The sequence below is a fragment of the uncultured Arthrobacter sp. genome (assembly GCF_902805515.1).
Taxonomy (GTDB): Bacteria; Actinomycetota; Actinomycetes; order Actinomycetales; family Micrococcaceae; genus Arthrobacter_D.
On record NZ_CADCTE010000110.1, the window covers coordinates 24,068 to 38,583 of the forward strand.

Below are 14,516 nucleotides of genomic sequence, written 5' to 3' on the forward strand. Positions count from 1 at the left end.
TTGCACTGACGGCGGAGGCCTCCACGGCGCCCATCCCGCCGGCTGCGCCGTCGACGGCGGTTCCGCGGGCGGTTCGGCGAGCGGTTCGGCGGGCGGTCGACCGGGCAGTTCGACAGGGCCCGGGTTCCGCCCGGTGTGTTGCTCAGGGGTGGCCCGGAGTGAGGACGAAGTCCCAGGGGTCGGTGTTGACGCTGCTGACCCGGATGTCGGTCAGGAAGCCCTGGTCGGTCAGGACGTTACCGAGCGCCGCGGCGGCCGGCGTGAGCCAGAGCCACTCACTGCCGAAGTGCGACACGTCGATGAGGTAGGGCCGGCCGCCCGCCGCACGCTCCCGCGCCTCGGACGCCGGGTGGTGGCGGAGGTCGGCCGTGACGAACACATCGGCCTGGCTGGCCCGCACGGCGTCGAACAGGCTGTCACCGGCGCCACCGCAGACGGCGACCCGGCGGATCAGCCCGTCCTTGTCCCCCGCGACCCGGACGCCGCCGGCCACCGACGGAAGGATGGAGAAGACGGACTCGGCGAAGTCGGCGAGGGTCGTGGCATCCGGGAGGTTTCCCACCCGGCCGATGCCCTCCTCGGGCAGGCCGTCCTGGGAGCGTACCAGCGGTTTCACTTCACTGAGTCCGAAGGCGTCGGCCAGCACATCCGATACCCCGCCGACGGCACTGTCACCGTTGGTGTGGACCGTGGCCAGGGCGCAGCCGCTTTCGATCAGCCGGTGCAGCACCTCCCCCTTCGGCCCGGAGGCAGCCACCGAGTTCACCGGCTTCAGGAGCAGGGGGTGGTGGGAGATGATCAGCTGCGCGCCCCAGGCAAGGGCCTCGTCGAGCACCTCGCTGGTTGGGTCGACAGCGAAGAGGATGCGGCTGACCTCGGCGTCCGCTCGGCCGGCAACGAGGCCGACGGCGTCCCAGCCTTCGGCGAGGCTTTCGGGCCAGAGTTCCTCGATGGCCAGCAGGACCTCACCGACTGTCGGAACCGTTTCCGTCCCGCGTTGTTCCGTGCTGGAGGGCTGCAGGTTCTCTTCCATAGGACCAGTTGTACCCCGCGCGCCGCGCCGCCGACCAATTATGTGGTCTCGGTCAACTTCGGCGTGTCGCGGCATCATCCGGCGAGCGGGCTGGTATCGCATGGCCGGAAGGTGCGGCTGTGACAATTGCCACGGATGGGAATTCCCAAGGGGCCCGGCGCATTGTACAAGGTATGAAAACTTTTGTACTTGGCGGAGGCTGTTTCTGGTGCCTCGACGCCCTCTACCAGAAAACCCGCGGCGTCACGGCGGTTGTCTCCGGCTACACGGGCGGCCATGAGAGCCACCCGGACTACGACTCGGTCAGCGCCGGCACCACCGGCCATGCCGAGGTCGTTGCCGTGACCTTCGATGAGAGCGTCATTCCCGAGGAGGTCGTCCTCGACATGTATTTCGTCTCACACGACCCCACCACGCTGAACCGGCAGGGGTACGACGTCGGGACGCAGTACCGGTCCTCGATGTTCTACCAGGATGCGGAGCAGCAGGAAATTTTCGAAAAGGCGATCCAGCGCAACCAGGACAAGTGGAGCAATCCAATCGTCACCGAAGTGACCCGGCTCGGGACCTTCCACGAGGCCGAGGAGTACCACCAGAACTTCTACGCGAAGCACCCCGAGCAGGGCTACTGCCAGGTGATTATCAACCCGAAGCTCGCGAAGGCGCGCAAATATTACGCCGAATGGCTTGTCGCGTAGTCGACGGGGTTGCCGGGAACTAGGCTGACTCCGGCAGCCCCAGGGCCTGCCTTCTCTCTTTCACAGGCCTCCGCGGCAGAACCGGCACCACCGGTTCTGCCGCGGCGTATCAGGATCAGGCAGGCTCATTACATGGCACGCATTTACGATGACGTCACCCAACTGGTCGGCGGTACGCCCCTGGTGCGCCTCAACCACCTGGCTGAGGGCCTGGGGGCGGACGTGGTGGTCAAGCTCGAGTTCTACAACCCGACCAACAGCGTGAAGGACCGCATCGGCGTCGCGATCGTCGACGCCGCGGAGCGTTCCGGTGCACTGCGCCCGGGCGGCACCATCGTCGAGGGGACCTCCGGCAACACGGGCATCGCCCTCGCCATGGTCGGCGCGGCCCGCGGGTACAAGGTCATCCTCACCATGCCGGAGACCATGTCCACCGAGCGCCGCGTCATGCTCCGCGCCTACGGCGCCGAGATCGTCCTGACCCCCGGCTCCGAGGGGATGCGCGGAGCGGTGGAACGCGCAAAGGAGATCGTGGCGAACACCGACAACGCCATCTGGGCCCAGCAGTTCGCCAACGCCGCCAACCCGGAGATCCACCGGACCACCACCGCCGAAGAGGTCTGGGAAGACACCGCCGGCGCCGTCGACATCTTCGTCGCCGGCGTTGGCACCGGCGGCACGATCACCGGCGTCGGGCAGATCCTCAAGAAGCGCAAGCCCGGCGTGCAGATCGTCGCCGTCGAACCGGCCGACTCCCCCATCCTCAACGGCGGGGCGCCGGGTCCGCACAAGATCCAGGGCATCGGCGCGAACTTCGTGCCGGAGATCCTGGACACCGACGCCTACGACGAGGTCATCGACGCCTCCGTCGAGGACTCGGTGCGCGTCGCCCGTGCGCTGGGCACGAAGGAGGGAATCCTCGGCGGCATCTCCTCGGGAGCCATTGTCTGGGCCGCCCTTGAGCTGGCCAAGCGGCCCGAAAACGCCGGTAAGCTCATCGTGGCGGTCGTGTGCGATTTCGGCGAGCGGTACATCTCCACGGTGCTCTTCGACGACATCCGCGCCTGACCCGCCCTCTACGAGGAGGAAGCCTTGAGCTTTTTAGGGAGACTGCACGAGGACCTGGAGACGGCCCGCACCCACGACCCAGCGGCGCGCGGCGCGGTCGAAAACACCCTGGTGTACTCCGGCCTGCACGCCATCTGGGTGCACCGGCTCACGCACCGGATGTGGACCCGGCCGGGCCTGCGCCTTCCGGCGCGCATCCTGGCCCAGCTGGCCCGGGCCGCGACCGGCATCGAAATCCATCCCGCGGCGGTCATCGGCCGCCGCTTCTTCATCGACCACGGCATGGGCGTCGTGATCGGTGGCACCGCCGAAATCGGTGACGACGTCATGATGTACCAGGGCGTCACCCTGGGCGGGCGGTCGCTGGAGAAGGTCAAGCGCCACCCCACCATCGGCGACGGCGTCACCATCGGCGCCGGGGCGAAGATCCTCGGACCCATCACCATCGGGGCCCGCAGCGCCGTAGGAGCCAACGCCGTCGTCGTCAAGAGCACGCCGCCGGAATCGATCATCACCGGGATCCCCGCGACCTACCGCCACCGTGACGCCCGCCGGGAGACCCTTCCCGCCGTGGATCCGGCCGAATACGTCGATCCGGCCATCTACATCTAGCTTTCGCCCTCCACGAGAAAGGCCCCGGTTTCCCGGGGCCTTTCTCGTGTCCAAGCCGGTTGGACTAGTGGGTGTCCACGGCTTCGATCTCGGAGCGGTCGCCGCTCCACTGGGTGTGGAAGGTGCCTTCAGCGTCGACCCGGTTGTAGGTGTGGGCGCCGAAGAGGTCGCGCAGTCCCTGGGTCAGGGCGGCGGGCAGGCGCTTGCGGCGCAGGCCGTCGTAGTAGGCCAGCGACGAGGAGAAGACGGGCACGGGGATGCCCAGCTGCACCGCCGTGGCCACGACGCGCCGCCAGGCCGGGACGGCCTCGGCGATGGCGTCGGTGAAGGCCGGCGCCAGCAGCAGGTTGGCCGGGCGGTCCGCGCCGGCGTAGGCCTTCATGACGTCGTCGAGCAGTTCGGCGCGGATGATGCAGCCGGCCCGCCAGAGCGAGGCGATCTCGTCGAGCTTGAGCTCCCAGCCGTACTCCTTCGCGGCGGCGCCGAGCATGTCCATGCCCTGGGCGTAGCTGACGATCTTCGACGCGTAGAGGGCAAGGCGCACGTCCTCGACGAACGACTCGGGCAGTTCGACGCTCGACTCGTGGCCCTTCAGCGTCTCCTGGGCCAGCACGCGCTGCTCCCGCTGGGAGGACAGGCCGCGGGCGAACACGGACTCGGCGATGCCCGACGTCGGGCTGCCGAGCTCAAGCGCCGAGACGACCGTCCAGCGTCCGGTGCCCTTCTGGCCGGCGGAGTCGACCAGGATGTCGACGAACGGCTTGTCGCTGCGCGGATCGGTGTGGCGGAGCACCTCGGCGGTGATTTCGATGAGGAAGGACGAGAGGGTGCCCTTGTTCCACTCGGTAAAGATGTCGGCCTGTTCGGCCGGTTCGATGCCGCCGGCCGAGCGGAGGACGTCGTAGGCCTCGCCGATGACCTGCATGTCGGCGTACTCGATGCCGTTGTGGACCATCTTCACGAAGTGGCCGGCGCCGTCGGTGCCGATCCACGCGCAGCACGCCTCGCCCTTGTACTTGGCCGAGATCTTCTCGAGCATGGGGCCGAGCGACTCGTAGGACTTACGGGAGCCGCCGGGCATGATGGAGGGCCCCAGCAGGGCGCCCTCCTCGCCGCCGGACACGCCGACGCCGACGAAGAACAGGCCCTTCTCGGCCAGCGCTGCCTCGCGCCGGCGGGTGTCCTCGTAGTGGGAGTTGCCCGCGTCGATGATGATGTCCTCGGGTTCGAGCAGCGGTACGAGCTGATCGATGACGGAGTCAACCGGCTTGCCGGCCTTCACCATGATCAGGACCCGGCGGGGCTTTTCGAGGGAGTCGACGAGCTCCTGGAGGGATTCGGTGCGGATGAAGTCGCCCTCGTGGCCGTACTTCTCGAGCAGGGCGTCCGTCTTTTCGATCGACCGGTTGTGCAGGGCCACGGTGTAGCCGTTGCGGGCCAGGTTGCGGGCGAGGTTGGCTCCCATGACGGCAAGCCCGGTCACTCCAATTTGTGCACTCAATGATTTCTCCGATGCTTCGAGGCGCGTCGTTGGCGCCTGCGCTGAGTGGGGGCCTCTTCGCCCCCATCCCTTACTCCTCAGCCTATTACCGGCGGCGCTCCGGAAGCCACAGGACGGCATATGGCCTCGGTAACATTCGCCGCCGGCTGCGGACTCGCCGGGAAACAAGTCATGAAACAATGGAACCGATGACTGACGCGACTCTTTCCCCTGCTCCCGCTTCCCGCCCCCAGGTCCGCCCGGAGGTGGAGGGCGCCGCCCCGGTCGTCGGCAGCGACGGGCGTCCGCTGCTCCAGTTCAAGTCACCGCGCGTGAAGCAGCCGCCGGTGCACCTGGCCGACCTCACCCTCACCGAACGCCAGGAGCGGCTCAAGGAACTCGGCTACCCGGCGTACCGGGCCAAGCAGCTCTCGACCCACTACTTCAGCCACTACACCACCGACCCCGAGCTGATGAGCGACCTGCCCAAGGCGGGCCGGGCGGAAATGGTGGAGGCGATGTTCCCGCCGCTGCTCACGAAGGTCAAGCAGCTCAAGACCGACAACGGCGACACCATCAAGTTCCTGTGGCGGCTGTTCGACGGCGCGCTCGTCGAGTCCGTCCTGATGCGCTACCCCGGCCGGGTCACCCTGTGCGTCTCCTCACAGGCCGGGTGCGGCATGAACTGCCCCTTCTGCGCCACCGGCCAGGCTGGGCTGACCCGCAACATGTCGACCGCCGAGATCGTTGACCAGGTTGTCGCCGCTAACCGCGTCCTCGCCGCGGGAGAGCTCGGCGGGACCCGCACCGACGGCGGGCATGACGCCGACCGTGTCACCAACATCGTCTTCATGGGCATGGGCGAGCCGCTGGCGAACTACAAGCGCGTGATGGCCGCCGTCCACCGCTTCGTCGACGACTCCCCCGAAGGCCTGGGCATGTCGGCCCGGCACATCACCGTCTCGACGGTAGGGCTGGTGCCCGCGATCAACAAGCTCGCGGCCGAGGACGTTCCGGTCACCTTCGCCCTGTCCCTCCACGCTCCCGACGACGAGCTGCGTGACGAACTGATTCCCGTGAACACCAAGTGGAAGGTGGATGAGGCCCTCGACGCCGCCTACAACTACTTCGCCACCACGGGGCGCCGGGTCAGCATCGAGTATGCGCTGATCAAGGACATGAACGACCACCCCTGGCGTGCGGATCTGCTGGCCAAGAAGCTGAACAAGCGCGGCCGCGGCTGGGTGCACGTCAACCCGATCCCGCTGAACCCGACGCCGGGCTCCATCTGGACAGCCTCGGAGCCCGCCGTCACTACGGAGTTCATCAACCGGCTCCGCAACGCCGGGATCCCGACCACGCTGCGCGATACGCGCGGCCAGGAGATCGACGGGGCCTGCGGGCAGCTCGCCGCGGCCGACTGACGCAGCCCGAAAACGACTGCCGCGCCCCAAAGCGTCCCGCGCACCCGAAAACGACGACCGCACCGGTTTTATCCGGTGCGGTCGTCGTTTTCAGGTGTGCCCGTCATTAATGCGTGCGGCCTGCTCCTACCTGAAGGTGAGCACCAGCTTCGGTGCCACCGTGCTGCCGGCCTCCCGGGAGTTGAGGTCAAGGCCGTCGCTGTTGGTGGAGTCCATGCCGAGGGAAAGCTGCTGGCCGAGCTCACCCGTCACGCCGCTGACCGTCAGCGGAACGCTGTAGTTGGTGTTCGCCGAGGTCGGGCCCAGTGTGCCGATGCTGCTGCCGAGCGTCGGCCTGTTGCTGTAGGTGATTCCCGTCTCGGTCCAGGCGTCATTGGCGACCAGCTTGACGTTCTGGGTACCAACCGACCCGCTGCCGGCGCTGCGCAGCTGCAGCGTCGCACTCTCCAGCGTCCTGCCGGCATAGGCAGACAGGTCGAACTTCAGGTACGAGACCTCCACCGGGCTGGCGTCCACACCCAGCATGGTCGACGTGCCATAGTTCGTGCCCGTCGTCCCGCTCTCCACGTAGCTGTCGGCCGTGGCATTGAGCGTGACGGTCTCAGGGGTCCCGCCGCCGCCCGCGGCAGCGGTGGTGAAGGTCCACGTCTTGTCCGATGCCAGCGCGTTACCGGCAGCATCTTTCACCCCGGTGGACCCTCCCTTGATCGTCGCCGTGTACGTCGTGTCCGCCGCCAGATCCGACGTCGGGTTCAACGTCGCCACATCGCCGCTGTAGGTCACGTCTGCCGGCACCGGCGTCGTCGACCCCTGCGCCGCCAGCGTGAACGTGGAGGTGGTGATCGTCGAGGCAGTCATCGCCTCCGAGAAGGTCCCCGTCGCGTTCGCCGTCACCGCAGTACCGGTCGCGCCGGCGGTCGGGGAGGTCGCAGTCACCGTTGGAGGCGTCGTATCACCAGCACCAGCGGACGCGGTGGTGAACGTCCAGGTTCGGTCCGTCGCCAGCGGGTTGCCGGCCGCATCCTTCACGCCGGTTGACCCGCCCTTAATCGTTGCCGTGTACGTCGTGCCCGCCGCCAGATCCGACGTCGGGTTCAATGTCGCAACATTGCCGCTGTAGGTCACTGCGGCCGGCACCGGCGTCGTCGATCCCTGCGCCGTCAGCGTGAACGTGGAGGTGGTGATCGTCGAGGCAGTCATCGCTTCCGAGAAGGTCCCCGTCGCGTTCGCCGTCACCGCCACCCCCGTCGCGCCAGCGGTCGGGGAGGTAGCCGTCACCGTCGGAGCCGTCGTATCACCGCCGCCGCTGCCGCCGCTGCCATCGTAGTAGTGCCAGTACCGGCTCGTGGCGTTCACATCGGCGAGCAGCAGCAGACCGCTGTTGGCCGTGCCGCGCGAACTATTAATGTTCTGCTTCGTCGACGTGACGTTGTGGACATACTGGTCGGCGTCAACGATCCGCGCCGTCTTCGAAGTGGTGAAGCTGATCGTGCTGAGCGGGGTGGATTTCTCGTAGATGGCCCCACCTGAGCTGGTACAGGCACCGGCGTTGGTCGTGCCGCTGGGCTTGGGGTAAGTGGCGAAGGTTCGCAGCCTCTGCGTGCTCTCGTCGATCAGGACGATCACCCGGTTCGGGCATTCGGCCACGGTTGCAATGGTGTGCGCCGACCACGTGGACGTTGAGTTGTTCAAGGCCAGCAGTTGGATCAGCGGCTGGGACGACGACGTGTACGACGTCTTGATGGCGGCGAAGACCCGGCCACCCGAAGAGTCCAGCCACTTTAGGTTCATATGGTCATCACCGCTGCGCTGCCCCGACACCGCCGCTACGGGAGTGGACCAGGTGCTGCTTGAGGCTCCGTCGTTGTGGAAGCTGAAGTACATGCCGTCGGTGGAGTCACCGACCTGCCGGCTCCACATCAGACCCATCTTGCCGGGTCCGTAGGCCACCAAAGCAGAGGTGTCGTCCACCGATACATTGCTCAGCCCCGCAGGATGCGCGAACGGCGTGCCCCAGGTCTTGCCGTCGGTGCCGGTGACGTTCAGGTAGATCCGGTTTCCCTGCTGCCAGGTGGCCCAGACCCGGCCGGTGGAGTCCTTGTCGATGGTCAGCGCCTCAACGCGCTGGTTGTTGATCTGGGTGGAGCTCAGCAGCGTGTACGTCTTACTGCTCGCGTTGTAGCTATAACGCCTCATGGTCGTCGGGTAGTTCGGCTCGGCCGGCAGGCCGTCGTTGACGAACCGGTAGCTCGCCACATGCAGGGTCGACCCGTCCCACAGCACGTCATGGTGGGTGCTCGACCGCGTATCGGTCTTCACGCCCGTATTCACCCACGAGTTCGTCGACGGGCTGAACCGGAAGATATGGAAGTCCGAGCTTGACGTGTCCCACAGGTTGCCCCACCACGACCCGTCGTGGAACCACAGATTGCTCGTGGCCCGCTTGGTGCCCGTCGGCGTCCCCGTCCCCGAATGCGACGGACCCTCGACCCCAACATCGCCGGTCGCGCCCGATGCCGCCACCGGCATCACCAAGGCGCCCACTGCAACGAGCAACGCCGTCATCACCGCATTGATCCGCAGATTCATCGGCCCGCGGAGACGCGGACCACCCCTGCGTCGTGAGCCAGGTTGAGAAATCCCGTGGCCGTCACCACGACGGCGAAGTGAGAAGAAAGCAGAGTCCAACACAAGTCGCCCCTTGGAATTGAAAATGGATCCCCAGTGCGTCAAGTCTGGAGCGGGCGATCCGTCGAGCGCAACCCAATCTGGAACGACTCCATACCCTAATTGGAGACGGTTACTACCGGGAATTGGCGTGACTGTCTACCCTAAATTGGTGGGACTCTCTACCCTGATTGCTTGATTCACCCGGGGCGGAGTCGGCCGCCGCGCGATACGGCCGCAGTCGAAGTGCTGATGTTGGTGTCCACGGCCTTCCGTGGGACAGCAGTGCCTGGTCCTTCATGGAAAAGCCGCACTGAACGCAGAAACCCCGTTCCCGCGGCTTCCAAGCCGGGAGAACGGGGTTTCGGTGGTGGGTCCTACCGGGATCGAACCGATGACATCCACGGTGTAAACGTGGCGCTCTACCAGCTGAGCTAAAGACCCAAATTCGTGCCTGCAGCGCCGCCGGGAACATCCGGAGGAGCGCTCATTCCGAAGACTGACTCTACCCGATGACCGACGGCGCGCGCCAATCGCTGGCACCCGGCTTACGGGCAGTCCGCGCTCAATTCTCCAGCGCAGGCAACCTTTCCGCGAGGTAGGTCAATGACTCCGAGACCCCGGCGTCGATGAGCAGGGTCGCCAGGTCGTCCCCGCGGGTCGCGCCGCGGTTGATGATGACCACGGGCTTCCCCGCCTTGTGCGCGTGGCGGACGAACCGCAGTCCGCTCATCACGGTGAGTGAGGACCCGGCGACCAGCAGGGCCCCGGCCTCGTCGACCATGCGGTAGGCCTCGGCAACCCGGTCCTTCGGGACGTTCTCGCCGAAGTAGACGAAATCCGGCTTGAGCATCCCGCCGCAGACCGGGCACGGTGCGATAACGAAATCGGCGGTGTCGTCCACATCGGCGTCGGCGTCGGGGGCGACGTCCCCGGCGTCGGCCTCTCGCTCGAGGTAGCCCGGGTTGAGCTCCTCGAGGAGGTCGGCGATCTCAGCCCGCCGGAATTGCGTTTTGCAGTTGAGGCAGACAACCCGGTCGTAGGTGCCGTGGAGGTCGATGACGTTGACGCTGCCGGCCGTCGAGTGGAGCCGGTCCACGTTCTGGGTGATGAGCCCGGTGATCAGCCCGCGCTGCTCGAGCCTGGCGACGGCGGCGTGGCCCGGGTTGGGGTCGGCATGGCGCAGGTGGCGCCAACCCACGTGGTTGCGGGCCCAGTACCGCCGACGGAGGGCTTCATCGCCGACGAACTGCTGGTAGGTCATCGGGTTGCGCGGGGGCGACGACGGCCCGCGGTAGTCGGGGATGCCCGAATCGGTGCTGAGGCCCGCACCGGTCAGGACGGCAAGCCGCAGGCCGGAGAGCAGTTCCACGGCCGCATCGATCCGGGCTACAGCATTAGCGTCGAGAGGTGCCAGCGCGGCGGAGCCGTCCGTCGCGAATCCCGTGAGTCCGAAACGCGGATTGGCCGCCGGATCCGACGGCACGGGATCTCCGGACGGAATCCGTCCCGGCTGCACGCTCACGCCGCACCCGCCAGTGAGGCGACGGCGGAGGCGTAGTCCGCTGCGCTGCGGGGCTCGCCCGGGCCGGAACTGACGACGGAGGAGACGACACCGTTGGCGTCGAGGAAGAAGGTGAACCGCCGCGCGGAGCCCGCCTGCGTGTCGAAGACGCCGAAGGCCTGGGCCGCGGCGCCGTGGGGCCAGAAGTCGGACAGGAGATCGAAGGTGAGGCCTTCGGCCTCCGCATAGGCCCGGAGGGTGTACTTGGAGTCGGCGGAGATACCGAGCAGCCGCACGCCATGGGCAGCGAAGAGGCCCCGGGAAGCCTGGAGGTCCGCCAGTTCCCGGGTGCAGACCCGGGAGAAGGCCGAGGGAAAGAACACGAGCGCCGCGGGTGCACCCCGAAGGGCACTCAGGCGAACCGTTTCGCCATGCTGGTTCACCAGCTGGGCATCGGGTGCGGGCTCACCCGGTACAGGGAGCCTCGTCACGTTACTGCTTCCGCCGGCTCACCAGGCGGGTTGCGGCCCATTCTTTCGAGACCCCCGCGGAGGAGGTTGAGTGGAGCCCTGCGGTGGGCGCGGCCTCCTGGATTTCGGACGGAGCCACGTAGCCCTCGCGTCCGGGCTTGGGGGTGAGGACCCAGATGACCCCGCCTGCGCCGAGGGAAACCAGCGCGTCGACGAGAGCATCAACGAGGTCGCCATCGTTGTTGCGCCACCACAGGATGACGCCGTCCACGACATCCTGGTCGTCCTCCATCAGAAGCTCCGACCCGATGTCGGCCTCGAGCGCGTCGCGGAAGTCGAAGTCGACGTCCTCGTCGTAGCCGAGCTCCTGAACAAGGTCACCGGTCTTGAAACCCAACTTGCCCGCCACACTTACTGCAGTGGCGGCTTCGGCCTCGCTCACTTAGTTCCTCCTGAAGAACGCCGGGACCGTCCAGGTGACGAATCCGCACAAAGGTAGTCTTGTATTACTACCAGCCAACACCTTTATACGCCACGCTTCAAGCTGGCATGACCTTTGCCCGGGCTGCTGCGCGCCCCATCCGCCGGCACCGCGCCCTCTTTACCGCTGCGCCCTCCCCCCGTCCATCGTCGGGAACCGCCCCCTGGCGCGGCATCCACCGGCGGGCGGCCGCAGCCCTGTGGTCCGCGGTTTCGCCCAGCGCGAAGCCGCGGCTACGCATCCGACCCGCCGCGGCGATAGAGTGATTCGGTGAACGGCCTCGGTTAATCAGCCCCCGGCCGGACCTGCACAATCATTCGGGCAATCGATCCGAAGCACAAAGTCATAAGCGTCGCTGACATCATCGGCGACAAGTGGAGAGGTTTTCGCGTGGCTGCAGAAGAAGGTACGGCAGATATTTTGAGTGGTCTGACCGTGGGCAAGCCCGATGGCGACCCTGAGGAGACAGCGGAGTGGATCGAGTCCCTCGATCAGCTGATCCGCACCCAGGGCACCGAGCGGGCGCAGTACATCATGCGTTCGCTGCTCCAGCGGGCAGGAGCCCAGAGCGTCGGCGTTCCGATGGTAACCACCACGGACTACGTCAACACCATCCCGGCCGATCAGGAGCCCGACTTCCCCGGCAACGAGGAGATCGAACGTAAGTACCGCGCATGGATGCGCTGGAACGCGGCGGTCATGGTGCACCGGGCCCAGCGGCCGGAGATCGGCGCGGGCGGGCACATCTCGACCTACGCCGGTGCCGCGACCCTGTATGAAGTCGGGTTCAACCACTTCTTCCGGGGCAAGGACCACCCTGGCGGCGGGGACCAGGTGTTTTTCCAGGGCCACGCCTCCCCCGGCATGTACGCCCGGGCTTTCCTCGAAGGGCGCCTCACCGAAGAGGACCTCGACGGGTTCCGTCAGGAAAAGTCGAAGGAGGGCCATGCGCTCTCCTCCTACCCGCACCCGCGGCTGATGCCCGAGTTCTGGGAATTCCCCACCGTGTCCATGGGCATCGGTCCGATGAACGCCATCTACCAGGCGCAGTCGAACCGCTACCTTCACAACCGCGGCATCAAGGACACCTCCGACCAGCAGGTCTGGGCGTTCCTGGGCGACGGCGAAATGGACGAGCCCGAATCGCGCGGCCTCCTGCAGCTGGCCGCCAATGAGAACCTCGACAACCTGAACTTCGTCATCAACTGCAACCTGCAGCGCCTCGACGGCCCGGTGCGCGGCAACGGCAAGATCATGCAGGAGCTCGAGGCATTCTTCCGCGGCGCCGGCTGGAACGTCATCAAGGTCGTCTGGGGCCGCGAGTGGGATTCGCTGCTCGAGAAGGATAACGACGGCGCGCTGGTGGAGATCATGAACACCACCCCCGACGGGGACTACCAGACCTTCAAGACCGAGTCCGGCGGGTTCGTGCGGGATCACTTCTTCGGCAAGTCGCCGGCCACCAAGGCGATGGTCGCGGACCTGAGCGACGACGAGATCTGGAACCTCAAGCGCGGCGGCCACGACTACCGCAAGGTGTACGCGGCGTATCAGGCGGCCACCGAGTTCAAGGGCAAGCCCACGGTGATCCTGGCCAAGACCGTCAAGGGCTACGGCCTTGGTCCGCACTTCGAGGGCCGCAACGCGACCCACCAGATGAAGAAGCTCACCGCCGAGGACCTGAAGGCGTTCCGGGACCACCTGCGGATCCCGATCACCGACGAGCAGATCGACAACGATCTCTACAACCCGCCGTACTACCACCCGGGCCCGGACGCGCCGGAGATCAAGTACCTGCTGGAGCGCCGCCGTGAGCTCGGCGGGTTCGTCCCCGAGCGCCGCACCAAGCACACCGAGATCACCCTCCCGGGCGAGAAGGCCTACGAGGTCGCCAAGCGCGGCTCCGGCAAGCAGCAGGCCGCCACCACCATGGCGTTCGTGCGCGTGCTCAAGGACCTGATGCGGGATAAGGAGTTCGGCAACCGGATCGTGCCCATCATCCCCGATGAGGCGCGCACCTTCGGCATGGACTCCTTCTTCCCCACGGCGAAGATCTACAACCCCAAGGGCCAGAACTACCTGTCGGTGGACCGCGACCTCGTCCTGGCCTACAAGGAGTCGATCCAGGGCCAGATCGTGCATGCGGGCATCAACGAGGCCGGCTCCATGGCCGCCTTCACCGCCGCGGGCACGGCCTACGCCACCCACGGCGAACCGCTGATCCCGGTCTACGTCTTCTACTCGATGTTCGGGTTCCAGCGCACCGGCGACTCGATCTGGGCGGCCGCCGACCAGATGACCCGCGGCTTTATCATCGGAGCCACCGCCGGGCGCACCACGCTCACCGGCGAAGGCCTCCAGCACGCCGACGGGCACTCGCCGATCCTGGCCTCGACCAACCCTGCGGTCGTCACCTACGACCCGGCCTACGGGTATGAGATCGGGCACATCGTCCGTGACGGGCTGCGGCGGATGTACGGCGAAAACTCCGGCGGTTCGGAGTCCGACCGGAACCTCATGTATTACCTCACGGTCTACAACGAGCCGTTCGTTCAGCCGGCCGAACCCGAGGAGCTCGACGTCGATGGCCTGCTCAAGGGCATCTACCTGCTCAAGCCCGCGAAGGTCGACGGTCCGCGCACGCAGCTGCTGGCCTCCGGCGTGGCAGTGCCCTGGGCCCTGGAGGCCCAGCAGATCCTCGCCGAGGACTGGGGCGTATCCGCCGATGTCTGGTCGGTCACGTCCTGGAACGAACTGCGCCGTGACGGGCTCGCCGCCGAGGAGGAGGCGTTCCTGAACCCCGGCGGAGAGGCCCGCAAGCCGTTCATCACCCAGCAGCTCGAGGGCGCCACCGGCCCGATCGTCGCCGTGAGCGACTTTATGAAGGCGGTGCCGGACCAGATCCGGCAGTTCCTGCCCAACGAGTTCGCGACCCTCGGCGCCGACGGGTTCGGGTTCTCCGACACCCGCGCCGCCGCGCGCCGGTTCTTCAAGATCGACAGCCACTCGGTCGTCGTCCGGGCGCTGGAGATGCTCGCCCGCCGCGGCGAGGTCGACAGCAACGCCCCGCGCGATGCCA

General features: G+C 66.9%; 11 protein-coding genes and 1 tRNA gene. 5 read left to right on the forward strand and 7 right to left on the reverse strand.

Features of this window, described 5'->3' with window-relative positions; all coding sequences use genetic code 11:
* Positions 1 to 142 precede the first annotated feature (142 nt).
* Positions 143 to 1,033, reverse strand: coding sequence for a Nif3-like dinuclear metal center hexameric protein (locus QZX79_RS09810; RefSeq protein ID WP_294568001.1), 891 nt, complete (start codon positions 1,031 to 1,033; stop codon positions 143 to 145).
* A gap of 173 nt (positions 1,034 to 1,206) precedes the next feature.
* On the opposite strand from QZX79_RS09810, the gene msrA reads away from it, so the two are divergent.
* The 3 genes from msrA to epsC all read left to right on the forward strand — a co-directional run bounded on the left by msrA (position 1,207) and on the right by epsC (position 3,411).
* On the forward strand, positions 1,207 to 1,731 hold the full coding sequence (msrA, locus tag QZX79_RS09815; RefSeq protein WP_120165369.1) for a peptide-methionine (S)-S-oxide reductase MsrA: 525 nt from the start codon (positions 1,207 to 1,209) through the stop codon (positions 1,729 to 1,731).
* Between the two features lie 132 nt (positions 1,732 to 1,863).
* The gene (cysK, locus tag QZX79_RS09820; protein WP_294568004.1) at positions 1,864 to 2,799 is read left to right on the forward strand and encodes a cysteine synthase A; all 936 of its coding nucleotides are present in this window, start codon (positions 1,864 to 1,866) and stop codon (positions 2,797 to 2,799) included.
* A 24-nt stretch (positions 2,800 to 2,823) separates the two neighbouring features.
* A complete protein-coding gene (gene epsC, locus QZX79_RS09825; protein ID WP_294568007.1) occupies positions 2,824 to 3,411 on the forward strand; it encodes a serine O-acetyltransferase EpsC in 588 nt (195 codons plus the stop codon).
* Positions 3,412 to 3,475: 64 nt separating this feature from the next.
* On the opposite strand, the gene gndA is transcribed toward epsC, so the two are convergent.
* The gene (gene gndA / locus QZX79_RS09830) at positions 3,476 to 4,912 is read right to left on the reverse strand and encodes an NADP-dependent phosphogluconate dehydrogenase (RefSeq protein WP_294568009.1); all 1,437 of its coding nucleotides are present in this window, start codon (positions 4,910 to 4,912) and stop codon (positions 3,476 to 3,478) included.
* A gap of 188 nt (positions 4,913 to 5,100) precedes the next feature.
* Between gndA and rlmN the strand changes: the two genes are divergently transcribed.
* Positions 5,101 to 6,315, forward strand: a complete 1,215-nt coding sequence (gene rlmN, locus QZX79_RS09835) for a 23S rRNA (adenine(2503)-C(2))-methyltransferase RlmN (RefSeq protein WP_294568011.1) — start codon at positions 5,101 to 5,103, stop codon at positions 6,313 to 6,315.
* A gap of 126 nt (positions 6,316 to 6,441) precedes the next feature.
* On the opposite strand, the gene QZX79_RS09840 is transcribed toward rlmN, so the two are convergent.
* The 5 genes from QZX79_RS09840 to QZX79_RS09860 form a co-directional block, all read right to left on the reverse strand.
* Positions 6,442 to 8,904: an Ig-like domain-containing protein gene (locus tag QZX79_RS09840; protein WP_294568013.1), complete on the reverse strand. Its 2,463-nt coding sequence runs from the start codon at positions 8,902 to 8,904 to the stop codon at positions 6,442 to 6,444.
* Between the two features lie 446 nt (positions 8,905 to 9,350).
* Positions 9,351 to 9,426, reverse strand: a tRNA-Val gene (locus QZX79_RS09845).
* A gap of 121 nt (positions 9,427 to 9,547) precedes the next feature.
* Positions 9,548 to 10,399, reverse strand: a complete 852-nt coding sequence (locus QZX79_RS09850; RefSeq protein WP_294568031.1) for an NAD-dependent protein deacetylase — start codon at positions 10,397 to 10,399, stop codon at positions 9,548 to 9,550.
* 104 nt (positions 10,400 to 10,503) lie between these two features.
* A complete protein-coding gene (locus QZX79_RS09855) occupies positions 10,504 to 10,977 on the reverse strand; it encodes a redoxin domain-containing protein (RefSeq protein WP_294568015.1) in 474 nt (157 codons plus the stop codon).
* Position 10,978: 1 nt separating this feature from the next.
* Entirely contained in the window at positions 10,979 to 11,398 is a 420-nt protein-coding gene (locus QZX79_RS09860; RefSeq protein WP_133402205.1) for a DUF3052 domain-containing protein, read from the reverse strand.
* Between the two features lie 429 nt (positions 11,399 to 11,827).
* Here QZX79_RS09860 and aceE point away from each other — a divergent pair.
* The coding region (aceE, locus tag QZX79_RS09865; protein WP_294568018.1) for a pyruvate dehydrogenase (acetyl-transferring), homodimeric type at positions 11,828 to 14,516 on the forward strand (2,689 nt) is incomplete at its 3' end.

Bases quoted from the DNA above. Each gene is read 5' to 3' on its own strand.
- rlmN (WP_294568011.1), top strand. From the start codon at position 5,101: ATGACTGACGCGACTCTTTCCCCTGCTCCCGCTTCCCGCCCCCAGGTC.
- QZX79_RS09840 (WP_294568013.1), bottom strand. From the start codon at position 8,904: ATGAATCTGCGGATCAATGCGGTGATGACGGCGTTGCTCGTTGCAGTG.
- cysK (WP_294568004.1), top strand. From the start codon at position 1,864: ATGGCACGCATTTACGATGACGTCACCCAACTGGTCGGCGGTACGCCC.
- QZX79_RS09810 (WP_294568001.1), bottom strand. From the start codon at position 1,033: ATGGAAGAGAACCTGCAGCCCTCCAGCACGGAACAACGCGGGACGGAA.
- msrA (WP_120165369.1), top strand. From the start codon at position 1,207: ATGAAAACTTTTGTACTTGGCGGAGGCTGTTTCTGGTGCCTCGACGCC.